Source organism: Lentzea sp. JNUCC 0626 (assembly GCF_043632865.1).
GTDB lineage: Bacteria > Actinomycetota > Actinomycetes > Mycobacteriales > Pseudonocardiaceae > Lentzea.
In genome coordinates this window covers 9,553,764-9,577,333 of record NZ_CP171635.1, presented here as the reverse complement: position 1 = coordinate 9,577,333, position 23,570 = coordinate 9,553,764, and the positions used below count along the sequence as shown (strand labels likewise).

Below are 23,570 nucleotides of genomic sequence, written 5' to 3'. Positions count from 1 at the left end.
GTGATCCGAGTTCTCATCGCCGACGACGAAACGCTCATGCGCGCCGGCATCCGGCTGATCCTGGAGAACGACCCCGAGATCACCGTGGTGGCCGAGGCGAGCGACGGCAGGCAGGCCGTCGAGCTGACGTTGAAGCACACGATCGACGTGGCGTTGCTCGACATCCGCATGCCCGGCGGCGACGGGTTGAAGGCGGCCGAGCAGATCGCGGCGCGGGTCAACGTCGTCATGCTCACGACGTTCGGCGAGGACTCCTACGTGGCGCAGGCGTTGAAGGTCGGCGCGACCGGGTTCCTGCTGAAGGACACGCCCCCACAGGAGTTGATCACCGCCGTGCGCAAGGCAGCCGCGGGCGAACCGATCCTGGCGCCGCAGATCACCAAGCGCCTCATCGAGAGGCACCTGACCGCGCCGAACGACGGGTCGGACGCGCGCCGCAAGATCGACGCGCTGACCGAGACCGAACGGGGTGTGCTCAAGCTGGTGGGCGAAGGGCTGTCCAACACCGAGATCGGCGAGCAGCTCTTCATGGCGACCGGCACGGTGAAGGCGCACATCAGCCGGATCCTGCCCAAGCTGGAGGTCGCGAACCGCGTGCAGGCCGCCATCATCGCGCACGACGCCGGCCTGACCCGGTCGTGATCAGCGGGTCGTGATCAGCGGGTCGTGAAGCGCTCCAACGCACGGATCTTGTTCGTGGCGTCGAGCGCCGCGATCTTGTACGCCTCGGACAGCGTCGGGTAGTTGAAGACCGTGTCGACCAGGTAGTCGACCGTGCCGCCGCAGCCCATCACGGCCTGGCCGATGTGCACGAGGTCCGTGGCGCCGGTGCCGAAGACGTGCACACCCAGGATCTTGCGGTCCACAGTGGACACCAGCAGCTTCAGCATGCCGTACGCGTCGCCGACGATCTGGCCGCGCGCGAGTTCGCGGTAGCGGGAGATGCCCACCTCGTAAGGAATCGAGGACGAGGTCAGCTCGGTCTCCGTAGCGCCGCAGTACGAGATCTCCGGGATCGTGTAGATGCCGATGGGCTGCAACGCCGTCAGGTCGTGCACCGGCTCGCCGAACGCGTGGTAGGCCGCGAGCCTGCCCTGGTCCATCGAGGTGGCGGCGAGCGCCGGGAAGCCGATGACGTCACCGACGGCGTAGATGTGCTCGACCGGCGTGCGGTAGTGCTCGTCGACGGACAGGCGGCCGCGGTTGTCGGACTCGAGTCCGGCGGCGGCGAGGTCGAGCTTCTCGGTGGTGCCCTGGCGGCCCGCCGAGTACATGACGGCAGCGGCCGGGATGCGCTTGCCGGACGCGAGCGTGGTGACCGTGCCACCGTCGGACACCTGGACGTTCACGACCTTCTCGCCGAAGCGGAACGTGACGGCCTGGTCGCGCAGGTGGAACTTGAGCGACTCGACGATCTCGGGGTCGCAGAAGTCGAGCATCCGCTCGCGCTGTTCGACGACCGTGACGCGGGTGCCGAGCGCGGCGAACATCGACGCGTACTCGATGCCGATCACGCCCGCGCCGACCACGACCAGCGACGACGGGATCTCGGTGAGCGCGAAGACCTCGTCGGAGTCGAGGATGCGCTCCTCGTCGAAGTCCACCCCGGACGGACGCGCGGGCGTCGTGCCGGTCGCGATCACGACGTACTCACCGGTGATCGTCGTGTGGTCGCCGCGGTGGGCGCCGTCGACGGCGATGGTGTGGTCGTCGATGAACCGGCCGAACCCGTTGAGCAGGTCGACGCCGTTGCGGTGCAGCTGCGCGCGGACGACCTGGACCTCGCGGCCGATGACGTGCTGCGTGCGGGCCATCAGGTCGGTGATCGTGATGTCCTGCTTGACGCGGTAGCTGGCGCCGTACAACTCGCGCTGGCTCATGCCCGTCAGGAACATGACGGCCTCGCGCAGCGTCTTCGACGGGATCGTGCCCGTGTTGGTGCAGACGCCGCCGATCATGTCCTGCTTGTCGATGATCGCCACGCGCTTGCCCAGTTTCGCACCCGCGATCGCCGCCTTCTGGCCGCCAGGACCAGAGCCGATGACGATCAGGTCGTAGTCGTACGACGTCATGGTCGACAGCCTACGTCGGCGAAAGCGAATCCACGCCTGAACGAAATGAACAGTGACCGCTATCGGACACCGCTGCGGAACGGCAGCAGGTCGAGCAGCCTGGCCGCGGCCCGGTAGTCGGCGACCCGGTCGGCGAACGGCCGCTGCACGATCTTGTGCACGGCCTCGCGGGTGAGCCGCTCGTAGGCGGGGATCGTGTCCTTGCTCAGGAAGTCCCAGCGCGCGACGCGATCGGCGTAGTTGAAGGCGGGCAACGGACCGCCGAACAGCGGCCGGTACTGCGAGGGGGTCCTGCCTCCCGGCACGGGCATCGGTCCGGCGACCGTGATCGCGTACGTGACCATCTCGCCGGGCGGGAGTAACCGGCCCCGCATGCGGTCGAACTGGTCGGGGATCACGAGGTTCTGCTCGCGCGAGGAGAACGCCATGACCGCCCGCGCCGGGTCCTCCCACGCCTTGGTGGTGTCCGCGTCGATGATGCCCGCGTCGCGCATCTCCTGGACGGCCTCGATCCCGCCGTGCAGGTAGGCGGCGTGCATCGCGCCGAGGTCCATGAAGATGTGCTTCTGCATGGACATCAGCATCGTGGCGAACCAGCGCAGCTCCGGGATCGAGCCCAGGTCGAGCATGCCGGCGGCGAACGCGGGCGCGCCGATGTTCGCGAACCCCATCCAGCGCAACGTGTCCGGGTGCGTGAGGTAGAGGCGCGCGTAGAAGTCGTAGACGGCGAAGATCACCGCGCGGTTGGACTCGGCGGACCGCTGCGGATCCCAGTCGGCCAGGTTCACGCCGGCGTCCTCGGCCGCGCGGATCACCCAGTAGTGCCACAGCAGGGCCTTGAAGCGGACGGGCGAGAGACCACGCGCGCGGTACGAGGCGAGGGCGTGCTCGATCGAGGCGCGGTCGGTCGGCAGATCGGGGTGCACGCCACCCCGCTGCTCTCCGTTTCCGTTCACCAGCGGCAGGTCCAGGTAATCCACCGTGTCCGCTTTGGTAGCACCCATGCTGCCGAGCACGAGCGCCGCCACGACCATGAGCACGCGCATGAACGCGAACTGTATATGGGTGTGGCACCCGTTTTGTTCACAGAAGCCCCCGGTCAAGTGATGTTTTGCGGGTTCGTTAGCACTTTCGGTACTCATGGGGCCATAAATCTCAACTGGCTTACTCCTTATGCCTATACCGTTTGGACGTGACCCTTAAGGTTTCCTTGATCGAAGCGGTTCGAGCGGGACTCGAGGAGCTCGCGGATCCGGTGAAGGCGCCGGAGATGCAGGCGTACATGAAGTCCGACATGCCGTTCCTGGGTGTGCAGAAACCGGGACGCGTCGCCCTGCTGAAGTCGTTGCCGCAGTTGCCCGACCGGGACGAGTGGCTCGACGCCGTGCAGACGTTGTGGCGTGAGGCCACCTATCGCGAGGAACGGTACGTCGCGCTCACGTTGAGCGGGGACAAGCGTTTCCAGTCCGTCGACCTGCTGCCGTGGTTCGACGAGATGATCGTGACCGGTGCGTGGTGGGACTACGTGGACGAGATCGCGTCCAAGCGTGTGGGGCCGCTGCTGCGCAGCGATCCGGACGTCGTGCGGCCGTTGATGCTTCGGTGGTCCGTCGACGAGGACAAGTGGCGGCGGCGCACGTCGGTGATCTGTCAGCTCGGGTTCAAAGGCGCGACTGACGTGGAATTGCTGACCGAGTGCGTCGATGCCAACGCCGACGATCCGGACTTCTTCCTGCGCAAGGGGATCGGGTGGGCGTTGCGCGAGTTCGCCAAGACGGAACCGGGCTGGGTGCGCGCGTTCGTGGAGGCGCGACCAGGGTTGTCGCCGTTGTCACGGCGTGAGGCTCTGAAACACCTTTAGGGTCAGTACACATGAAGGGGAAACATGTCAGTCTCGTTCCGTTGTCACTCGAACACGCTCCGGAATTGTTCGAGGTCACTCGCGATCCTGACATCTGGACTTGGTTGCTGAGTCCGCAGCCTTCTTCTGTCGACGACATGCGTGCGTGGATTGAAACCGCGATCTCTTCGCGTGAAGCGTTCGCGCAAATCGAGGTCTCCACAGGCCGTGTCGTGGGCACGACGTCGTTCTACGAGGTTTCCTCGGAAAACCGTCGTCTCGTGATCGGCTACACGATCGTCGGCAGCGCCTGGCACGGCACGTCCATCAGCCCCGAGGCGAAGCTACTGCTGCTGTCCGAGGCGTTCGACGTGCGCGGCGCACTGCGCGTGGCCTGGTACACGGACGGTGCGAACGTTCGCTCGCAACGAGCGATCGAGAAGCTGGGTGCCCAACGGGACGGCGTGCTGCGCGCGCACGTCACACGGCCTGATGGAACGCAACGGGACACGGTCGTCTACTCGATGGTCGCCGACGAGTGGCCGGCGGCGCGGGAAGCGCTGGCTAGCCGTGCTTCGCGCGACCGGAGTAGGTGAGCGGGAAGACCAGCTCGGCGCACTCGGCGGGCACGTCCTTCGCGACCTCGACCTTCATGGTGACCTCGACCGCTCCTCCGGCGGGGATCTCCACGATGTCGGTGAGCGGCACGACGGTCAGCACCCCGGCCGGGCAGCCCTCGACGCGCTGCTGGGTGGCGTCCAGCGGCTGACCGGGCACCGCGGACAGGCTCTCGACGATGATGCCGACGGGGTTGGGGTTCGACAGCCGGACCTTGCGCTCCCCCACCGCACCGGGCGTGAGTTCGACGGCCGCGCCGGAGATGTCGTTGATCTCGAACGGCTTGAGCTGCTGCATCCCCGACTCGCCGCTGCTCACGGAGTACGCCATCGCCGGCAGCTGCTGTGCGGGCCACGTCAGGTGCATGGCCGCCACGACAGCCGCGCCGACCATGAGGATCGTCAACGACACGGCGACCTCAAGGCGCGGACCCAGACTACGCATGGCGCAACTCTCCAGAGTTGTTGCTCCAGGCGGTGGGTTCGCCTCTAGCTCCCCACCGGACCGGCGACCAACTCGCCCGGTGGTTCATCGCTTCGCCCCTCGGCCCTAGCGGGCCGCGTCGCCAATCTTGGAGAAGCTTCACGTACTGCGCAAGCGTCCGACGGGCGCCGATTTCCCCTTGTAATGAAGGACCTTTGGCACCTTGACAGCTACGCAGGGCTACCACCTGCTGGTTTGATCCCAAATCCCGGTGAACGGGACTCAGCCGATCGAGCGAACTTTCATGGGCAATTTATCTGCGTGTGACTCGCGTGGCCCGGCTGAACGCAACGCCGGACTGTGCCTGTTGCCACAATACTGCGTACAAAAAGGCACCTGACACCGGCTCCCCTTGACGACCTCCGGCACCGGGACCCCGGGGCCGAGACGAGTGAGGCCCGGGACCCCAACGCGGGGATCCCGGGCCTCACTCGGTGTGTTCGTCAGGCGCGCAGAGCCGCACCCAGACGTTCGCCGGCGGCGGCGACGGCGGCGTCACGGGCCGTGGTCGCCTCCTCCACCGTCAGCGTGCGGTCCGGCGCGCGGAAGCGCAGCGAGTACGCCAGCGACTTCTTGCCCTCGCCCAGCTGCTCGCCCGTGTAGACGTCGAACAGGCGGAGGTCTTCGAGCAGGTCGCCCGCGGACGCGCCGAGCACCTCGGACACCGACTGCACCGGCACCGAGTCGTCCACGACCAGGGCCACGTCCAGCAGGACCGGCGGGTAGGCCGAGACCATCGGGGCCGGGCGGTGGTCGTCGAGCGGCAGCGCGTCGAGGTCGAGTTCGAACGCCACGGTGCGCTTGGGCAGGCCCAGCGCCTCGACGACCTTCGGGTGCAGCTCGCCGGCGTGGCCGACGGGCCAGTCGCCCACGCGGAGTTCGGCGCAGCGGCCGGGGTGCCAGGGGAGCAGGTCCGACGCCACGACGCGCAACGTCACGCCGTACGCGGCACCGGCGCGGCGGGTGGCCTCGACGGCGTCCGACCAGTCGGCGATCCGGCCCTTGCCCCACCAGCCCGCACGCTCGCGGTGGCCGGTGAGCACACCCGCGACGTGCAGCGGCTGCTGCGGCAGCGCGGCCAGCAGCGAGGCCACCTCCGCCTCGGTCGGGCGACGGTCCACGCCCAGCGACGGCACGGGAACCTGCTGCGCGCGCGGCAACGTCACCTGGGCGACGTTGTAGAGCGCCACGTCACGAGCACCCCGGGCCAGGTTGCGCTGGAGCGTCTCCAGCAGGCCCGGCAGCAGGGTCGTGGCCAGCACGTTCTTGTCCGCCTCGAGCGGGTTGAGCACGCCCACGGTGTTGCGGCGGATGTCGTCGGCGGCGAGCCCGAACGCGTCGAACACCGACGGGTCGATGAACGGGAACGGCTTGACCTCGACGAACCCGTCCTCGGCCAGCGTGCGCCACACCGTACGGCGACGGCGCTGCTGCTCGGTCAGACCACGACCGGCGGGTGCGGGCGGCAGCACGGACGGGATCGTGTCGTACCCCTCCAGCCGCAGCACCTCCTCCACCAGGTCGGCGGGCTGCACGAGGTCCGCGCGCCACGTCGGCGGCACGGCCGTGACGATCGTCTGGCCCTCCTCCGAGGTGGTCACGGAGACCTGGCAGCCGATCTGGCCGAGGCGGCGAGCCGTCACGCCACGGGCATAGCGAACGCCGGCGATGCGGTCGGGCAGGTCGATCGGCATCGACACCGGCTCGGGCAGCGCGGGCACGCCCACGTCGGTGCGGCCCGGCTTGATCGAGCCCTCGGCGTAGTGGTTGAGCAGCTTCGCGGCCCGCTCCAGCGCGACGGGCGCGAGAGCCGGGTCGACGGTCCGCTCGAAGCGCTTCGCGGCCTCGGACGGCAGCTTGTGCCGGCGGACCGTGCGCGCGATGGACGCCGGGTCCCAGTTCGCGGCCTCGAGCAGGATGTCCGAGGAGGTGTCCTGGACCTCCGTCGAGGCACCGCCCATGACACCGGCCAGCGAGATGACGCCCGAGTCGTCGGCGATGACGATGTCGTCGACGTCGAGCGCGCGCACCGAGTCGTCGAGCGTCGTGAGCTTCTCGCCCACCAGCGCGCGGCGGACCGTCAACGTGCCGGACAGCGACGCGGCGTCGAAGGCGTGCAGCGGCTGCCCCAGTTCGAGCATCACGTAGTTCGTGACGTCGACCGGCAGCGAGATCGAGCGCATGCCCGCGAGCATCAGGCGGCGGCGCATCCACCACGGCGTCGGCGCCGTCGGGTCGACCCCGGTGACGCGGCGCGCGACGAAGCGCGAGCAGCCGTCGCGGTCCTCGATGTGGACCGGCCACGCCTCGCCCTCGGGCTCCGGGACCTCCGCGAGGCCGGGGTCGCCGAACGGGACCTCCAGCGCGCAGGCGATCTCCCGGGCGAGGCCGCGCACCGAGAACGCGTAGCCGCGGTCGGGCGTCGGCGCGAGCTCGATGACCGTGTCGTTCAGGCCGAGCAGTTCGAGCGCGTCGTCGCCGGGCTGCGCGGTGCCGGTGGGCAGCACGAGGATGCCCGAGTGGTCGTCACCGATGCCGAGTTCGTCGGCGGCGCAGAGCATGCCCTGCGACACGCGGCCGTACGTCTTGCGCTCGGCGATCGAGAACCCGCCGGGCAGCACGGCGCCGGGCAGCGCGACGACGACCGAGTCGCCCTCGACGAAGTTCGTGGCACCGCAGATGATCTGGTTGACCTGCTCGGGGCCGACCTCGACCTTGCAGTAGCGGATCGGCTTCTTGAACTCGGTGAGCTCCTCGATCTCGACGACGCGACCGGCGACGATCGGGCCGGTCACGGGACCGAGCGGGCTCACCTCCTCGACCTCGATGCCGATGCGCGTGAACGCCTCGGAGAGCTCGTCGGGCGTGGGGACTTCGTCGAAACCGAGGTGTTCGACCAGCCAGCTGACCGGGACTCGCACCGGATCAGGCCTCCGTTCCGAATGGCTGGGTGAAGCGGACGTCGCCCTCGACCATGTCGCGCATGTCCGGCAGGCCGTTGCGGAACTGCAGCGTGCGCTCCAGGCCCATGCCGAACGCGAAGCCCGAGTAGACGTCCGGGTCGACGCCGGTGGCGCGCAGGACGTTGGGGTTGACCATGCCGCAGCCGCCCCACTCGACCCAGCCCGCGCCGCCCTTCTTCTCCGGGAACCACACGTCGACCTCGGCCGACGGCTCGGTGAAGGGGAAGAAGCTCGGGCGCAGGCGGGTCTTCGAGTCCTCGCCGAACATCGAGCGCGCGAACGCGTCGAGCGTGCCCTTGAGGTGGCCCATCGTCAGGCCCTTGTCGACCGCGAGGCCCTCGACCTGGTGGAACACCGGGGTGTGCGTCGCGTCGAGCTCGTCCGTGCGGAACGTCCGACCGGGGCAGACGACGTAGACCGGCAGGTCGCGGTCGAGCAGCGTGCGGGCCTGCACGGGCGAGGTGTGCGTGCGCAGCACGAGCTGCGAGTCGCCGGGCGCGATGTAGAACGTGTCCTGCATCGAGCGCGCCGGGTGGTCCTTGCCGAAGTTCAACGCGTCGAAGTTGAACCACTCGGTCTCGAGCTCGGGGCCTTCGGCGATCTCGTAGCCCATGGCCACGAAGACGTCACCGATGCGCTCGGCGAGCGTGGTGATCGGGTGGCGCGCGCCGCGCGGGAAGCGGTCCCACGGCAGCGTGACGTCGACGGACTCCTCGCGCAGCACCCGCTCGTCGCGTTCGACCTGGAGCACGGCGAAGCGCTCGTCGAACGCCACCTTGATCGCGGACTGCGCCTCGTTCACCCGCTTGCCGGCCTCGGCCTTGGCCTTGGGGGGCAGGGCACCGATCTCGCGGCGGGCCAGCAGGACGGGCGACCGGTCACCGAGGTGGCCCGGCTTGACCGAGGCGAGCGCCTCCAGGTCGGCCGCGCCCTTGAACGCCTCGCGCGCCTTCTGCACGGCCGCGTCGAGGTTCTCGGCCGACAGCGCCGCGACCTGCTTCGGGTCGTACGGGTCGTTGGCTCCGGACATGGTTGTAGGACAGCTCCCGTCACGGACTTGGTAATGAACAGACCGATCCTAGTCGGTGCCGAGTTGACCGCTCGCGGTGCTTCCGTTAAAGAGCGGCATCACTGCCCTCGTCGTCCCTAGGATGGGCGCATCATGTCGCACACCTTCCGCGTCGACCTGCGCGGCATCATCGACCTGCTCAGCCACCACCTGTACAGCAGTCCGCGCGTCTACGTGCGGGAACTGCTGCAGAACGCCGTCGACGCGATCACGGCGAGGCGTGAGCTCGACCCGTCCTGCCCGTCCGAGGTCACGATCACCTGCGGCTCCACGCTGACGATCACCGACACCGGCATCGGCCTGACCGAGACCGAGGTCCACGACCTGTTGTCCACGCTCGGGCGCACGTCGAAGCGGGACGACCTGGGGTTCGCCCGCGAGGGGTTCCTCGGCCAGTTCGGCGTGGGCATGCTGTCGTGCTTCCTGGTCGCCTCCACCGTGACGGTGATCACCCGGTCGGCCCGCGACGGTGGCCCGGCCGTGCGCTGGGAGGCCGACGCCTCGGGCAACTACACCGTGTCCGTTGTGGACGGTGACGTGCCCGTCGGCACCACGGTGACGCTGACGGCGTCGCGCGGCAACGACCACTGGCTCGAGGCGGACGTCGTGCGGCCGCTGGTGACCGACTACGGCGATCTGCTGCCGGCGGTCGTGACGTTGGACGGCGAGAAGGTCACCCGCGGCGAACGCCCGTGGGATGACGAGGACGCGGACCTGACGTCCTACTGCGAGCAGGTGCTGGGGTTCACGCCGTTCGAGGCGATCCCGATCGAGGTCGAGGCGGCGGGGCTGACCGGTGTCGCGTTCGTGCTGCCGTCCGGGGTGCACCCCGGCACGCGCCAGACGCACCGGGTGTACCTGAAGCGGATGCTGGTCGGCGACAACGTCGAGGGCCTGCTGCCGGACTGGGCGTACTTCGTGCGGTGCGTGGTCGACGCGTCCGCGATCCGGCCGACGGCGTCGCGCGAGTCGCTGTACCAGGACGAGATGCTGCTGGCGGTGCGCGAGGAGCTCGGCGAGCAGATCCGCGACTGGCTGATCCGGCTGGACGCGATCGAGCCGCGCCGCGCGGGTGAGCTGCTGGCGGCGCACCACCTGGGCATCAAGTCGCTGGCCCGCTCCGACGACGAGATGCTGCGGCTGGTCGAGCGCTGGCTGCCGTTCGAGACGACGGACGGCGCGATGCCGTTGCGGCAGTTCAAGCGCAAGCACGGGTCGATCCTCTACATCCCCGACGTCGACGAGTTCCACCAGCTCGCACCGGTCGCGGGCGCGCAGGGCCTCGGCCTGGTGAACGCGGGATACGCCTACGACCTGGAGCTGCTGAACCGGCTGAGCGCGCTCGACGGCCCGTCCGTCGCGCGCCGGGTGGCCCCGTCGGAACTGCTGGCGGCGCTGGCCGATCCGGAGCCGGAGGTCGAGAAGGCGTTGCGGCAGCGGCTGTCCGAGGGCGCGGGCGCGCTCGACCGGCACGACTGCGACGCGGTGATCCGCGACTTCGACCCGGTGTCGTTGCCCGCGTTGCTGATCAGCAACGCCGAGCAGCAGCGCAAGCTCGACACCGAGCAGACGGCCGAGGAGGTGACGGACCCGCTGTGGGCGGAGCTGCTCGGCCAGCTCACCGCCGGGACCGCCTCCGGCCGCGCGGAACAGCTGGTGCTCAACTCGCGCAACCCGCTCGTGCAGCGGCTCGCGCGGCTGACCGAACCGGCTCTGGTGGAGCTGACGCTCGAATCTCTGTACGTGCACGCCGTTCTGCAGGCTCGGCGGGCGATGCGACCGAAGGACACGGCGGCGTTGAACCGCTCGTTCCTGGAACTGCTGGACCGCGCTGTTGGGGGTAAGTGACCATGTCCGACTTCACCGCTGAGGACGCGGAAAGAGCGTTCCTCGACGCGTACAACATGCCCACGGGCATGCCCAAGCACGAGGCGCTGGAACGGGCCGCGCGAATGGCCGACTCGCTCGGGCACGTGCCGCTCGGGGTGTCGTGCCGGATCGCGCAGATCGACTCCGGCTACCACCTGGCGCGCTACGACCTGATGCTGGCACCGTTCGCGTGGCTGCTCGCGGTCGAGCAGAAGGACCCCGAGGCGTTCAACGACTACGAGATCCACCGGCTGAGCTGGGCGCACAAGTGGATCTTCTCCGGGCTGATGCGGGACCCGAAGTTCTCGCTGGAGCAGGTCCAGTCGGTGCTGGCGCAGCTCACGGAACGCTATGGCAGCCGCGGGTTCTCGGTGCAGCCGGTGCACGGCGCGCGGGCCAAGTACGCGCAGCACGTCGGTGATGAGGCGGGGCTCGCCGAGCACCTCGGGCGCTACCTCGCCGCGGAGAGCGGGCCGATGTCGGACTGCGCGTCGTGCGTCACCGAGGGCCAGGTCTCGATGCTCTCGCGGCTGGGCCGGCACGAAGAGGCCATCGCGCACGGCTTCGAGGGCCTGACGGTCGACACCGGCTGTTCCACGCAGCCGCAGGGCATCCTGTCGGCGCTGATGTGGCCGTTGCTGAAGACCGGCGACCTGGACCGGGCCGCGCACGCGCACACCACGGCGTACCGGTTGATCAAGGACGACGAGATCACCTCGTACGTCCACGGGCACATCCGGTTCTGCGCGCTCACGGGCAACCTCGCGCGCGGCGAGGAGATCCTGCGCCGGGCACTGCACAAGGTGACGGCGGTGCAGCTGCCGTCCGACGAGATGTCGTTCTGCAGCAGCGCTTCCGTGCTGCTGAAACGACTTCCCGCGGACACCTCGTTCGACGTGCCGGGTGTCGGCACCCGCACGGCCGCCGAACTGCTCGACCGGCTGACGAAGCGGGCGACCCAGCTCGCGAAGCAGTTCGACGAGCGCAACGGCACGACCAGGTGGCTCGACGAACTCACCAGGACGCTGGCGCGCGAGGACTACCCGGCCGTCGAACTCGCCGTGCCGACCGCCCAGCCGGTCGCGCCCGTCGAGGAGGAGGTCGTCTCCGGCGACCCGGTGGAGATCGCCGAGGCGATGGTCGAGCTGTTCGGCCGGGGCGAGTTCGTGCAGGCGAGCCGGATGCTCGCGTCGTTGCCCGAGGACATGGACTCGTTGCTGCCACTCGATCTCGCGGCGCACGCGGGCGTCCGGCGGATGACGACCGGGCTCGCCCCGTTCGACCGGGCGAAGTTCGACGAGCTGCTGACCGGACTGCCCAAGGACCTCGCGCTGCGCCACCAGGCCCGCATCGCGGAGCAGCTGGAGGACGGCCGGGAGATCGCCGAGAGGTGCCTCGCCGAGGCCGAGTCCGACCACACGCGCATCGTCGCCGCCCTGTCGCTCGCCGAGATCTTCGACGACGCGCACGAGCACGACAAGGCCACCGCGATGATCGCACTCGCGTCCTCTTTGGACGTTCCGGTGCTGCGGGCCCAGGTCGCCATCGAGGCCGCGGAGCACAAGGCCCGCAACCAGGACATCGAGAGCGCCTACGAGGACATCGTGGCGATCATGGCCGGCGAGATGGCGCCGAGCGCGCGGTTCAACGCCTTCCGCGTGCGGCTGCGCCTGGAGACCGTGCTGCGCAAGACCGACGAGGCCATGGCGACGGCGAAGGCGTTCGTGGCGGCGTTCCCGCTGCCCATCGGCGCCGAAGCACTCTGGCACCAGGTCGGCGCCATCCAGGAGCTGGACCAGGAGTCCGCGCACCTCGCCGAACTGCGCGACGCGGTGGCGGTCTCCCGCGTGCACCTCACCGACGGCCACACGGCGGCGTTCTGCTTCACGCTGAGCGCCGGGTACGTGCAGACGAACCGGTTCGTCGAGGCCGCCGAGGTGCTGGAGGAGTCGCTGCGGCTGCTCCAGCCCGGTCAGGAGGACCTGCGCCTGCAGGTCGTGTTCCGGCTCGGCCAGGTGTGCCGCCAGCTCGGTGAGTTGCCCGCTGCCGAACGGCACCTGCGCGAGGCCGCCGAACTGCTGCCGGCCGACGAGATCGGGCGGCGGGCGTTCCTGCTCGACGCGCTCGCCTCGGTGCAGAGCAGGCTCGGCAAGCACGACGAGGCAACGGCTTCGTGGCGTGCCGGCGCCGCGTTGTGGCACCAGGAGGGCAACCTCTTCGAGGCGATCGGGTCGTTGGTCGAGCTGGCCTCGAACCTGCCGGAGGACGAGATCACCGAGACGCGGGCGGCGCTGAACGAGGCCGAGGCGTTGCTGGTCGAGGTCGAGGACCAGCAGGAGATCACCCGGCGCAAGGCCGAGATCGCCGCCATCCGGGCGTGGGTGCACGGCCAGGCCGGCGAGTTCGCGCTCGCGATGAAGCAGTACCGCGACGCCGAGGCGCTGGTGGTGTCGTTGGGAGACAAGGGATGGCGGGTGTTCGTCGTGCTGAAGGCGGCGAGCATGCTGCTGCGGTCGGACGACGCCGAGGGCGCCGAGGTCGAAGCACGTCGGGCCGCGTCGCTGCTGCCCGACGACGACCAGGCCGGGAACGTGCTCTCGGTGCTGTCGGAGGCGATGCGGCGCCAGAACAAGCCGTCTGGCACCGATCCCCTCGTGCGTGAACTGACTGCTCGGTTGGACTCTTAGGTAGTCAGTCGTTCGAGGTCGCCTTCTTGTAGGCGACCTCGAACGCTTCTTCTGCCGGCACTGCGATGTCCGGGACGACGCCGACGCCTTCCCAGTTCGTGCCCGAGATCGGGTTGATGGCGCGGCCGTTCGGCACCGCCGACTTGAGGTGCGGGCCGACGCGGTAGCGGTCGCCGGGGTGCGCGCCGCCCTTGGTGGTCTCGCCGATCAGCGTCGCGCGGCCGTTCTGCTGGAGGTTGTAGCTCAGCTCCTCCGCGCCGGAGAACGTGCGGGCGCTGGTGAGGACGTAGACGGGCTTCTTGCCGCCGAACTTCGGGCCCGGCACGTGCGGGAGCGTCCAGAACTGGTGGGTCGTGTCTTCCGGGCGGTTGTAGATGTCGTTGAGGTGCACCTGTTCGTCGAACAGGTAGCTGCAGATCAACGCGACCGTGTGCGGGTCGCCGCCACCGTTCTTGCGCAGGTCGATGATCAACGCGTCGGTGTGCGCGATCAGGTTCATCGCGGCGATGACGGCCGGGGTGGCGATCTCGGCGTCGTGCAGGAGGCTGAACTCCAGCAGGCCGACGTTGCCTTCGAGGCGTTCGAGCCTGCGGACGCCGAACGCGTCCTGCTCGGCTTCCTTCTGGTAGGCCACCGGATCCCAGGCCGATTCCTGGCCGGTCTCGGGGACCTCTTCGGCGCTGTAGAGCAGCCGGAGGTGCTTGTCGCCGTTGACGGACTGGAGGTCCGCGGTCACCGCCGCCGCGAACGCCTCGTCGTCGTCCAAAGTGGAGTAAGCGCCCTCGTCGAGGCGGGCACGCAGGACGTTCGCGATCTCGTTGGCCGTGTCCGGGAAGACGTAGTAGGAAGCGAGCTGGGAACAGAGGAGTTCGATCTCGGGTTCGCGCACGGGGCGCACAGTAGCCGCGCGCCCGGTGCCCGTCAGCTCAATTCCGCTGATCCCGCGCGGAGCCGTAGAGGCAGACAGCGGCCGCTGTCGCGAGGTTCAGGCTTTCGGCGGCGCCGTACAGCGGCACCTTCAGCGAGGTGTCGAGTTCGGCCTTCACCTCGTCGGGTAGGCCGTGGGCCTCGCTGCCGAACACCCACGCGGTGGGCTGCACCAGATCACCCGCGACGGACGCCTCGACCAGGTCCTGCTGGGCGTAGCCGTCGGCGCCCACGAGCCGCAGACCGGCCTGGCGGCACGCCGCGAAGACCTCGGCCGCGTCGCGCGAGCGGGCGATCGGCAGGTGGAAGAGCGAGCCGGTGGAGGCGCGCACGCACTTGCCGTTGTGCGGGTCGACCGTGTCGCCCGCGAAGATCACCGCGTCGGCTCCGGCCGCGTCGGCGACCCGCGTGACGGTGCCCGCGTTGCCGGGGTCGGAGACGCCGTAGAGCACGGCGACGAGCCGCGGGGTGCCCTTGAGCGCGACGTCGAGCGGCTGCGGCACGGCGTCGCAGACCGCGACGATGCCCTGGGGCGTCACGGTTTCCGACAGCGAGTCGGCCGCCTTGTCGGTGACCTCGCTGATCCGGACGCCCTGATCGGCGGCCGCGTCGAGCAGCTCGGGGTTGCGGTCGGCAGCGGTGGCGGTGACGAAGAGTTCGTGCACCTCGCCGCCACGCCAGGCGAGGGCCTCGCGCACGGCCTGGGCGCCCTCGACGAGGAAACGACCGGCCTTGTCACGGCCCTGGCGGCGTGTCAGGTGGCGAGCAGCAACGACCCGAGGCGTCCGTTCGGTGAACGGATCTGCCTCGGGTCGGTGGTGCTTGCGAGCGTGCTGGCTCAGGCCTTGTCCCCGACCGGAGCGTTCACGTCGGCCGGGAGCGCCTTGCGGGCGATCTCGACGAGCGCCGTGAAGGCGGTGGCGTCGTGGACGGCGAGGTCCGCGAGGATCTTGCGGTCGACCTCGACGCCGCCCAGGCGAAGACCCTGGATCAGGCGGTTGTAGGTCATGCCGTTCGCACGGGACGCAGCGTTGATGCGCTGGATCCACAGCTTGCGGAAGTCGCCCTTGCGCGCACGCCTGTCGCGGTACGCGTAGTTGAGCGAGTGGAGCACCTGCTCCTTGGCCTTGCGGTACAGCCGCGAGCGCTGGCCGCGGTAACCGCTGGCCAGCTCAAGAACGGTACGACGCTTCTTCTGGGCGTTTACAGCCCGCTTGACGCGTGCCACGGGTACATCCTGTCGATCTCATGGGGAAACCGGCGTCGGGGGCCGGTTTCCCGAGTTAGCTAGGGGGTGTCGAAGCGGGTCAGAGACCGAGCAGCTTCTTGATGCGCGGGGCGTCGTTCTCCGACACGACCGCGGTGCCGCTCATGCGACGCGTCACCTTGCTGGACTTCTTCTCCAGGATGTGGCGCTTGCCGGCCTTCTCCCGGAGGATCTTGCCGCTGCCGGTGACCTTGAAGCGCTTCGAGGTCCCGCTGTGCGTCTTGTTCTTCGGCATTTCCGTCCTCGTCTCGTGCTACCCACCGGGTCCGGGGGCGGGCGTGCGTCCTACGCCTCTGCCGAAGCGGTGTCATCCGCTTCGGGCGCGTCGTCGTCGTGCTTGACCACGCGCGGCTTGATGTTCTTGTGCGGCGCCAACACCATGATCATGTTGCGGCCGTCCTGCTTGGGGTTCGACTCCACGAAGCCCAGCTCCGCGACGTCCTCCGCCAGCTTCTGCAGAAGCCTGTAGCCGAGCTCGGGGCGCGACTGCTCGCGACCGCGGAACATGATGGTCACCTTGACCTTGTTCCCGTGCGAGAGGAAGCGGGCCACGTGGCCCTTCTTCGTCTGGTAGTCGTGCGGGTCGATCTTCGGCCGGAGCTTCTGCTCCTTGATGACCGTCAGCTGCTGGTTCCGACGCGACTCGCGAGCCTTCTGCGCGGTCTCGTACTTGAACTTGCCGTAGTCCATGAGCTTGCAGACCGGCGGGCGAGCCTGAGCGGCGACCTCGACGAGGTCGAGATCCGCTTCCTGCGCGAGTCGGAGCGCGTCCTCGATGCGAACGATCCCGACCTGCTCACCATTCGGCCCGACCAGACGAACTTCCGGCACCCGAATGCGGTCGTTGATGCGCGGCTCGGTGCTGACGGGTGCACCGCGGTTCGAGGGACTTGTCATTCACGTCCTTTGAGACTCGGTTGCGCCAAAGACAAGAGCCCCGTCGTCGATGGCTCGACAACAGGGCCCGCTTCCAAACCGATCTCACACCTGCCTGCTCGGACGCCCGTGCGCCCTGACTGCCAGGAGGACCGGACCCGGCCACCTTAAGAAGCGGTGATCGCGGGTGGGAGCGGGGCTCCACTTGCCGCTCTCGCACTCACGAGAGCTGGTCGCGTCGGAAATAGTAGCAGACGCTCTTGTCAACCCCCGAATCGCGGGCCTGTGACGCCGGTCGCCGGGGGCGGCTTGCTTGAATGTCGGCGTGACCGATCCGCTTGAAGACAGCGTCCGCGACCTCGGAGATGTTCCCAGCATCGAGGTCATCAGCCGGGCCGCGGTGATGCTGCTGTCCGCCGCCGCGGAGCGCCTGGGCCTCGCCGACCCGGACCCCGACAACTCCCCGCGCCGCGACCTCGACGAGGCACGCCGCCTGATCACGGGCCTCGCCGGCCTGGTGACCGCGACGTCCGAGTACCTCGGCCCGCACGCGGCGCCGTTGAAGGACGGCCTGCAGTCGGTGCAGCGCGCGTTCCGCGAGGCGTCCGCGGTGCCGGACGAGCCGGGTCAGGGCCCTGGCGAGAAGTTCACCGGTCCCGTGTACTGACCGGTCCCGCGACGTTCAGCAGTTCGGCTACGAGGGCGAGTTCCACGTACGTGCCCTCGTAGCCGTGCCCTCGCAGTGCCCGTGCCGCCTCCTGGGCCTCGGTGAGCGAGAGCCCGAGCACGTCCCGCACCACCTTCGCCGCTCCGCTGGTCTCTTCCGGGAGCGTGAGGCGATACGCGCCGTGCTCCGCCAGGAGTGCGGCGCGTGGCTCCGCCGGTCCGGGCCCCTGCCCCCGATCGCAGCCCTGCACCGGGCAGCGCTCGCAGCCCTCGTCGAGTTCCCAGCGCAGCAGACCGTTCTCCGCGATCTGTGTGAAGCCGCTGTCGCCAGGACCTCCACACGTCCCGCACGGCGCGTCCAGGTTCGCGGACTGCCGGATCACTCGGCGCGCACCACGATCGGTTCCCACGGCTCCGCCTTGACCTGGAACACCGCGCTGGCCCGTTGCCCGGTCGCGGCGCGGAACGTGATGGCGTCGCCGTTGTAGAGCGGGCCGACCTCGAGGTGCTCGGCCGGTGGTTCGTCGTACTGCGAGAGCCCGAGCACCCGCGACCCCGGCACCACGGACACCGTGAGCTGCTCGATGACGGCGGGTCCGCCGAAGTAGCTCAGCCGGAACTCGTCGGGCGCGCCGGGCGTGATGGCGAACGTGGGCATGCCGACGCGGTTGCTCTGCGCGGCGAGCGCCCCGACCAGTTCGCTGACCTGGGCCGCCGCCTGCTGCGCGATGAGCTGCGCCTCGTCGGCGAGCATCCGCGCCGCTGTGGCGGCCTCGCTCGACTGCTGCGCAGCCTCCTCCGCCTTGGCGACGGCCTTCTTGGCCTCCTCCAAGGAGTTCTTGGCCTGGAAAGCGCTCGCCGTGGCCTGTTCGACGGCCTTGCGGGCGGCCTGCGCCTCCTCCTGCGCCCGGACCGTCGCCTCCTGCGACTGCTTCGCGGCCTCCTGCGCGTGCTTGGCCTCGCGGGCCTGCCACAGCGACACGGCCACCGCGCACATCGCCACCACCGCGGCGATCACCGCCAGCGCGATCACGCCCGCACCCCCACGCTCGCGAGCTGACGCCGGGCCAGCTCCTCGATGACGTCGACGTCCCCGGTCCGCCACGCGACGGCCGGGTCGCCGTCGAACTTGCCGAGTTCCCGCGGTGACAACGATGTGAGCGCTCTCAGGGCCAGCAGGTCCGGCTTGTCCCGCAGCCGCGCGGTGTTGGCGGCCTTGCGCGCGTACCGCAGCCTGATCGGCAACCACGTGATCAGCAGGAACAGCACCGGAATCACCACGAGAGCCGTGGCCAGCCAGAACGCGGAGTCCTCGACCACGCCGATCTGCGCGTTGCCCGCGCCGGTGAGCGTCTCGCCCGCCTTCGTGCCGTTGCCGAGCGCGTTCGCCAGGTCCTCACCGACGAAGGGCACGCCCCTGGCCTTGCCGGCGGCGTTCGCGAAGGCGTCCCGGATGCTGCCACCGGCGTTGACCAGGCCGTCCCCGGGAGCCCGCAGCTGGAGCACCCAGTCGTGGGCGGTGGTCGCCACCCAGATCCAGAGGGCGACCCAGCCGACGGCGAGGAGGTCGGCGATCAGCTGACGCGTGAACCTGGCCGGTCTGTCCGCGTACCACTTCATGCGGCGAATCGTGTCACGCGTCCGGGTGGTTCAGGTGTGCGCCTCGGCCCAACACGGCGTCGACGAACACCTGCGGCGGCAGATACCCGTGGTCCCGGACGTAATGCGCCACCAGGACCGGCGCCGAGTACCGCACCCCGCCCGCCGTGACGTGGATCTCGCCGTTGCCCAGGGGCAGGTCGTCGAACTGGTCCCCGTCCTCGCAGAACCCGCACCAGTGGAAGCCACGCGCCAGGTTCCGCGGTTTGCGGGACAGTCGACGCAGCTTCGCGACCAGTCCGTCGGGCGCGGGCCCGGTCGGGAACTCGTGCGCCGGGTCGAGCCAGCCCACGTTCACCATCGGCGCGCGGTGCGGGAGGTACTCGTACGGCGAGAGGTCCGGGTAGTGCGTCACGCTTCCCCCTCGAAGCCGAAGGCCTCCCCGGCCCAGTACCTGGCGTTCTCGTGATCGAACAACCCGCTGTAGAGCAGCCGGCGATGCCCGCGCCAGAAGGCGTTCACCCGAGCGACGGCCTCGACCACGCTCAGCTCGAACTCGGCCACCAGAACCCCCGCCATCTCCTCCATCAGCTCCTGCTGGTCGTCGTCGCAGGGGTAGAGGAAGGTGCGAGGTTCGTTGGTGAGCACCATCGCCGGCGTGTCCCAGTCCAGGAAGTCCTCCGCGTACGGCAGGTTTCCCGGGTGCTCGGTCCAGAACGTGACGCGGGCGGTGCGGGGAACGTCGTCGTGCGGCTCGGAGAACGAGACCAGCGCCTGCACCGGCCGGTCCGCCCGGTGCAGGCACTCGCGCGCGTACCGGGTCGACCACTCGATCAGCACACCCGCGTCGTCGTGGTGCGGGACGCCCCAGCCGTTCACGCTCGCCTCGTGGCCGATGAGGTCGGAGACAGGTCCGGCGTCGCGGGCGCACATCGCGCTCAACAGGTAGGCGCCCGAGGAGTGCCGCTCCCAGCCGACAGCAGCGATTCGGGCGAGGCTCTCCGGCAACTCGGCCTCGCGCGGCCCCGCGGCCAGGAAGTGCGCCACCATCGGTCTGTTCGGCATCTCCGAAATCAAACTTCCCCCCAGAAAGCCGAAACGGGGCGCGCCCAGACCTGGGCACGCCCCGCAGCACGGTAGATCAGTCGACGACCGCGAGCGCGTCGATTTCCACCAGCAGACCGGCGGGCAGGCCCACGTACACGGTGGTGCGGGCGGGCGCCGGGTCCGTCACGAACTCGCCGTACACCTCGTTGAGCTCGGCGAAGTGCGCGGTGTCGGTGAGGTAGACGCGGATCATCACCACGTCGTCGATGGACGCGCCACCGGCGGCGAGGACGGCGTGCAGGTTCGCGAACGTCTGGCGGGTCTGCTCGGCGACGGTGGTGCCGACGATCTCGCCCGACTTCGGGTCGAACGCGACCTGACCGGCCACCTGCAGGATGTTGCCCTTGCGCACACCCTGCGAGAAACGGGCCACCGGCTGCGGCGCGTCAGCGGTCTTGATCTCAACCTTGGACAACGGAATTCCCCTTATCTTGGAACAAAGCCGCATTCAACGGATGCGGCCTCTGCGGTGGCGAGCAGGTCGGGCAGGTGCCCCAGCAGGCCGTCGAAGTCGAGCAGCACCTTCGGCACGGACATCGAGACGGCCGCGAGCACCTCGCCGCGCGCGCCCCTGATGGGCGCGGCGATGCAGTGGATGAAGTCCTCGTGCTCGGAGTTGTCGACCGCGTACCCGTTGGCGCGCACGCGATCCAGCTCGGCGACGTAGGCGGCGGGGCCGAGGATGGTGTTGTCGGTCAACCGCGGGAACTCCATGCCCGCCAGCACCTTCTGCAGCGCGGCGGCAGGCAGGTCGGCGAGCAGGATCTTCGCGACGGCCGTGCAGTGCAACGGCGCGCGGCGGCCGATGCGCGAGTACATGCGCATCTGGTGCCGCGACTCGTACTTGTCGATGTAGATCACCTCACCGTCCTCGTAGGACGCGAGGTGGACGGTGTGGCCGAGGCGGGAGTTGAGGTCGCGCAACGCGGGTTCGGCGGCGCGGCGCACGTCGCGTTCCTCCAGCGCCAGGTTGGCGAGGTCGAACAACGCCGTGCCGAGGCGGTAGTGGTGCACGCCGTCGCGTTGCACGAACCGGTGCGACTCCAAGGTGCGCAACAGCCGCAACGTCGTGGACTTGTGCACGCCGATCACGCCGGACAGCTCGTCCAGCGTCTTCGGGCCGCTCGAGAGCTGGCTCACCAGGGTGAGCGCTCTGTCGAGACTCTGGCTCATCTACACCTCCAGGCGGGCGGACGCCCAGGTCTGCGGGTCGGCGTGCAGCAGCGGATCCGTCACGTCGTCGGGGAGAGGATCTCCGACGTCCTCCGCCGTGAGCAAAGCGGACGCCGCCTGCAGGTGCCCGGCGCGCAGCCGCACCGAGGGACTCTCCCCCGCCAAGGTAGCCGCGAGGAACCCGGCGGCGAACGCGTCACCGGCGCCGACCGGTTCCACGACCTCGACCTTCAGCGCCGGTTCGAAGAACGACGACCCGCCTTCCAGCAGCGTCGCGCCGTCCGCCCCCTGCTTGACCACGAGCGACACCGGGCCGGGCAGCAACTGCCGCAACCGCGCCGGATCGCCCGTCCCCCACACCAGTTCGGCCTCGTCGGCGCCGGCCAGCACGACGTCGGCCAGGTCGGCGAGTTCGCGCAGCACGCGCGGGTCGCGGTCGGTCCACAGCGCGGGCCGCCAGTTCAGGTCGAACGAGATGCGGAACCCGTGCCGCGGCCGCCGCAGCAGTTCGCGCATCATCGCGAGGCACGAGTCGGACAACGCGGGCGTGATCCCGCTCAGGTGCACCAGCTTCACGTGCCCGAGCCCGAGCTGGTCGATCATCTCGAGGCCCATGCCCGAGGCCGCCGACCCGCGCCGGTAGTAGCGCACCGGGCTGCCGTGCGGCGAGGCCTCCTTGACGTACAGGCCGGTGGGCCGGTCCGGGTCGATCCGCACGCCGGACACGTCGACGCCGAAGCCGCCCACGGTGTCGAGCACCGCCCTGCCGAACGAGTCGTCGCCGACCGCGCTGACCCAGGACGCCGGCACGCCGAGGCGCGTCAGGTGCACGGCGACGTTGGACTCGGCGCCCCCGACGGCCCGGTGCCACGTGCGCACCAGATGCACGGGACCGGGTTCAGCCGGAACCATCATCACCATGGTCTCGCCGAGGCACACGACACCGCCGACGTGTTCGAACCGCATGCGTGCTCCAGAGGTGTTCGTTGACGGCGGCGAGTCCGAATGCTACACAACTCAGCATCACATCGCGCAATGGGAGTTGCAAAATATGCAACAACTGATGGAGATGGACCTCTCGGCCGTCGCGGACATCAGGGCGGAAACGGTCAGCTGGCGCTTCAAGGGACTGCCGTCGAGCACGTTCGGGTCGAGCCTCGGCGACGTCGCCGACCAGCGGCTCGACCTGTTCGCCGACGAGTTCGTGGGGCCGCTCGTCGTACTGGACGCGGACGCGCTCACGCACAACCTGACGACGATGGCGAAGTGGTGCGACAACCACGGCGTCAAGCTGGCACCGCACGGCAAGACGACGATGGCGCCGCAGCTCTTCCAGCGGCAGGTCGAGCACGGCGTGTGGGGCATCACCGCGGCCAACGCGTCGCAGCTGCGCGTCTACCGGGCGTTCGGGGTCTCGCGCGTGCTGCTGGCGAACCAGCTGCTCGACCCGGCCGCACTGCGCTGGCTGGTCGGCGAACTCGACGCCGATCCCGCCTTCGAGTTCAGCTGCTGGGCCGACTCCGAGACCGGCGTCGCGCTGATGACCGAGATCCTGCGGGAACTCCAGCCGTCCCGGCCGGTCGACGTGATCGTCGAGCTCGGGGCTCCCGGCGGACGGACCGGCGCCCGCGATCTGGACACCGCGCTGGCCGTCGCCAGGGCCGTGGACCAGAGCCCGGTGCTGCGCCTGGTCGGTGCCGGTGGTTACGAGGGCGCGCTGGCGCACGACGCGTCCGAGTCGTCGCAGTCCATTGTGGACCGCTACCTGACGGACCTGCGCACGCTCACGTTGCGCCTCGCCGACGCCGGGCTGTTCGACGAGCTGGACACCGTGATCGTCACCGCGGGCGGCAGCGCGTACTTCGACCAGGTGGCGGCGACGCTGTCCCAGCCGTGGCCGATGGCCGTGACGCCGGTGCTGCGCAGCGGTGCGTACATCACCCACGACGACGGCTTCTACCGCGGCATCTCGCCGTTCTCGCGGATCGACGGCGTGGAGCCGTTCCGGTCGGCGTTGCGGGCGTGGGCCCAGGTGACGTCCCGGCCGCAGCGCGACCTGGCGTTGCTGACGATCGGCAAGCGCGACGCGTCGTTCGACGAGGGTCTGCCCGAACCGCAGCTCGTCCGCCGGCTCGACGGTGCGATCGCCCCGCTGACCCAGGCCAGGGTGACCGCGCTGAACGACCAGCACGCGTTCCTCCAGCTCGGGCCGGAGTCCGCGGTCCGGGTCGGCGACTGGGTGGGTCTCGGTCTGTCCCACCCCTGCACGGTGTTCGACAAGTGGCAGCTCATCCCGGTCGTCCAGGGCACCACCGTGGTCGACCTGATCCGCACCTACTTCTAGAAGGAGTGCA

Annotated in this window: 25 protein-coding genes; 7 read left to right on the top strand and 18 right to left on the bottom strand. The window is 69.5% G+C overall.

Annotation, left to right across the window (positions count from 1 at the left end; all coding sequences use genetic code 11):
* The gene (locus tag JNUCC0626_RS45055; protein WP_394616727.1) at positions 1-642 is read left to right on the top strand and encodes a response regulator; all 642 of its coding nucleotides are present in this window, start codon (positions 1-3) and stop codon (positions 640-642) included.
* 14 nt (positions 643-656) lie between these two features.
* Here JNUCC0626_RS45055 and sthA read toward each other — a convergent pair whose 3' ends face one another.
* Both sthA and JNUCC0626_RS45045 read right to left on the bottom strand, forming a co-directional pair.
* Entirely contained in the window at positions 657-2,072 is a 1,416-nt protein-coding gene (gene sthA, locus JNUCC0626_RS45050; RefSeq protein ID WP_394616726.1) for a Si-specific NAD(P)(+) transhydrogenase, read from the bottom strand.
* Between the two features lie 59 nt (positions 2,073-2,131).
* A complete protein-coding gene (locus JNUCC0626_RS45045) occupies positions 2,132-3,118 on the bottom strand; it encodes a hypothetical protein (RefSeq protein WP_394616725.1) in 987 nt (328 codons plus the stop codon).
* Positions 3,119-3,264: 146 nt separating this feature from the next.
* Here JNUCC0626_RS45045 and JNUCC0626_RS45040 point away from each other — a divergent pair, with 146 nt between their 5' ends.
* Both JNUCC0626_RS45040 and JNUCC0626_RS45035 read left to right on the top strand, forming a co-directional pair.
* Entirely contained in the window at positions 3,265-3,933 is a 669-nt protein-coding gene (locus JNUCC0626_RS45040; protein ID WP_394616724.1) for a DNA alkylation repair protein, read from the top strand.
* A gap of 11 nt (positions 3,934-3,944) precedes the next feature.
* Positions 3,945-4,508 carry a GNAT family N-acetyltransferase gene (locus tag JNUCC0626_RS45035; protein ID WP_394616723.1) on the top strand — a complete coding sequence of 188 codons (564 nt, stop codon included), beginning with the start codon at positions 3,945-3,947 and terminating at the stop codon, positions 4,506-4,508.
* Here JNUCC0626_RS45035 and JNUCC0626_RS45030 read toward each other — a convergent pair.
* The 3 genes from JNUCC0626_RS45030 to pheS all read right to left on the bottom strand — a co-directional run bounded on the left by JNUCC0626_RS45030 (position 4,477) and on the right by pheS (position 9,006).
* Positions 4,477-4,974, bottom strand: coding sequence for a hypothetical protein (locus JNUCC0626_RS45030; protein WP_394616722.1), 498 nt, complete (start codon positions 4,972-4,974; stop codon positions 4,477-4,479). The genes JNUCC0626_RS45035 and JNUCC0626_RS45030 overlap by 32 nt on opposite strands.
* 482 nt (positions 4,975-5,456) lie before the next feature.
* Entirely contained in the window at positions 5,457-7,934 is a 2,478-nt protein-coding gene (pheT, locus tag JNUCC0626_RS45025; RefSeq protein WP_394616721.1) for a phenylalanine--tRNA ligase subunit beta, read from the bottom strand.
* Positions 7,935-7,938: 4 nt separating this feature from the next.
* Positions 7,939-9,006 carry a phenylalanine--tRNA ligase subunit alpha gene (gene pheS / locus JNUCC0626_RS45020; RefSeq protein ID WP_394616720.1) on the bottom strand — a complete coding sequence of 356 codons (1,068 nt, stop codon included), beginning with the start codon at positions 9,004-9,006 and terminating at the stop codon, positions 7,939-7,941.
* 132 nt (positions 9,007-9,138) lie between these two features.
* Here pheS and JNUCC0626_RS45015 point away from each other — a divergent pair, with 132 nt between their 5' ends.
* Both JNUCC0626_RS45015 and JNUCC0626_RS45010 read left to right on the top strand, forming a co-directional pair.
* Complete coding sequence (locus tag JNUCC0626_RS45015; protein ID WP_394616719.1) at positions 9,139-10,893, top strand: HSP90 family protein; 1,755 nt, start codon at positions 9,139-9,141, stop codon at positions 10,891-10,893.
* Positions 10,894-10,895: 2 nt separating this feature from the next.
* Entirely contained in the window at positions 10,896-13,601 is a 2,706-nt protein-coding gene (locus JNUCC0626_RS45010; protein ID WP_394616718.1) for a hypothetical protein, read from the top strand.
* 4 nt (positions 13,602-13,605) lie between these two features.
* Here the strand turns inward: JNUCC0626_RS45010 and JNUCC0626_RS45005 are convergent, their stop codons facing one another.
* The 5 genes from JNUCC0626_RS45005 to infC form a co-directional block, all read right to left on the bottom strand.
* Positions 13,606-14,490: a S41 family peptidase gene (locus tag JNUCC0626_RS45005; RefSeq protein WP_394616717.1), complete on the bottom strand. Its 885-nt coding sequence runs from the start codon at positions 14,488-14,490 to the stop codon at positions 13,606-13,608.
* A gap of 37 nt (positions 14,491-14,527) precedes the next feature.
* Positions 14,528-15,370, bottom strand: a complete 843-nt coding sequence (locus JNUCC0626_RS45000) for a TrmH family RNA methyltransferase (protein ID WP_394622243.1) — start codon at positions 15,368-15,370, stop codon at positions 14,528-14,530.
* Positions 15,367-15,756 carry a 50S ribosomal protein L20 gene (rplT, locus tag JNUCC0626_RS44995; RefSeq protein WP_394616716.1) on the bottom strand — a complete coding sequence of 130 codons (390 nt, stop codon included), beginning with the start codon at positions 15,754-15,756 and terminating at the stop codon, positions 15,367-15,369. The genes JNUCC0626_RS45000 and rplT overlap by 4 nt, the downstream gene beginning before the upstream one ends.
* 79 nt (positions 15,757-15,835) lie before the next feature.
* Positions 15,836-16,030, bottom strand: a complete 195-nt coding sequence (rpmI, locus tag JNUCC0626_RS44990) for a 50S ribosomal protein L35 (protein WP_086663968.1) — start codon at positions 16,028-16,030, stop codon at positions 15,836-15,838.
* 50 nt (positions 16,031-16,080) lie between these two features.
* Positions 16,081-16,692 carry a translation initiation factor IF-3 gene (infC, locus tag JNUCC0626_RS44985; protein ID WP_394616715.1) on the bottom strand — a complete coding sequence of 204 codons (612 nt, stop codon included), beginning with the start codon at positions 16,690-16,692 and terminating at the stop codon, positions 16,081-16,083.
* A gap of 304 nt (positions 16,693-16,996) precedes the next feature.
* On the opposite strand from infC, the gene JNUCC0626_RS44980 reads away from it, so the two are divergent.
* Positions 16,997-17,338 carry a DUF1844 domain-containing protein gene (locus tag JNUCC0626_RS44980; RefSeq protein ID WP_166054225.1) on the top strand — a complete coding sequence of 114 codons (342 nt, stop codon included), beginning with the start codon at positions 16,997-16,999 and terminating at the stop codon, positions 17,336-17,338.
* Here JNUCC0626_RS44980 and JNUCC0626_RS44975 read toward each other — a convergent pair.
* From JNUCC0626_RS44975 to JNUCC0626_RS44940, 8 genes are all read right to left on the bottom strand, one after another.
* Positions 17,319-17,720: a hypothetical protein gene (locus JNUCC0626_RS44975; protein WP_394616714.1), complete on the bottom strand. Its 402-nt coding sequence runs from the start codon at positions 17,718-17,720 to the stop codon at positions 17,319-17,321. The two genes, JNUCC0626_RS44980 and JNUCC0626_RS44975, sit on opposite strands and share 20 nt — an antisense overlap.
* Positions 17,717-18,370 (bottom strand): hypothetical protein, encoded by a 654-nt coding sequence (locus tag JNUCC0626_RS44970; protein WP_394616713.1) that lies wholly within the window; start codon positions 18,368-18,370, stop codon positions 17,717-17,719. Before JNUCC0626_RS44970 ends, JNUCC0626_RS44975 begins: the two co-directional genes overlap by 4 nt.
* Positions 18,367-18,957: a hypothetical protein gene (locus tag JNUCC0626_RS44965; RefSeq protein ID WP_394616712.1), complete on the bottom strand. Its 591-nt coding sequence runs from the start codon at positions 18,955-18,957 to the stop codon at positions 18,367-18,369. Before JNUCC0626_RS44965 ends, JNUCC0626_RS44970 begins: the two co-directional genes overlap by 4 nt.
* 13 nt (positions 18,958-18,970) lie before the next feature.
* Positions 18,971-19,351 (bottom strand): hypothetical protein, encoded by a 381-nt coding sequence (locus JNUCC0626_RS44960; protein ID WP_394616711.1) that lies wholly within the window; start codon positions 19,349-19,351, stop codon positions 18,971-18,973.
* Positions 19,348-20,001 (bottom strand): hypothetical protein, encoded by a 654-nt coding sequence (locus JNUCC0626_RS44955; RefSeq protein ID WP_394616710.1) that lies wholly within the window; start codon positions 19,999-20,001, stop codon positions 19,348-19,350. The genes JNUCC0626_RS44960 and JNUCC0626_RS44955 overlap by 4 nt, the downstream gene beginning before the upstream one ends.
* A 76-nt stretch (positions 20,002-20,077) precedes the next feature.
* Entirely contained in the window at positions 20,078-20,458 is a 381-nt protein-coding gene (locus JNUCC0626_RS44950) for a RidA family protein (protein WP_030481733.1), read from the bottom strand.
* A gap of 11 nt (positions 20,459-20,469) precedes the next feature.
* Positions 20,470-21,216 (bottom strand): IclR family transcriptional regulator, encoded by a 747-nt coding sequence (locus JNUCC0626_RS44945; protein WP_394616709.1) that lies wholly within the window; start codon positions 21,214-21,216, stop codon positions 20,470-20,472.
* The gene (locus JNUCC0626_RS44940; RefSeq protein ID WP_394616708.1) at positions 21,217-22,182 is read right to left on the bottom strand and encodes a sugar kinase; all 966 of its coding nucleotides are present in this window, start codon (positions 22,180-22,182) and stop codon (positions 21,217-21,219) included.
* Positions 22,183-22,267: 85 nt separating this feature from the next.
* Between JNUCC0626_RS44940 and JNUCC0626_RS44935 the strand changes: the two genes are divergently transcribed.
* Positions 22,268-23,560, top strand: coding sequence for an amino acid deaminase (locus JNUCC0626_RS44935; RefSeq protein ID WP_394616707.1), 1,293 nt, complete (start codon positions 22,268-22,270; stop codon positions 23,558-23,560).
* Positions 23,561-23,570 lie beyond the last annotated feature (10 nt).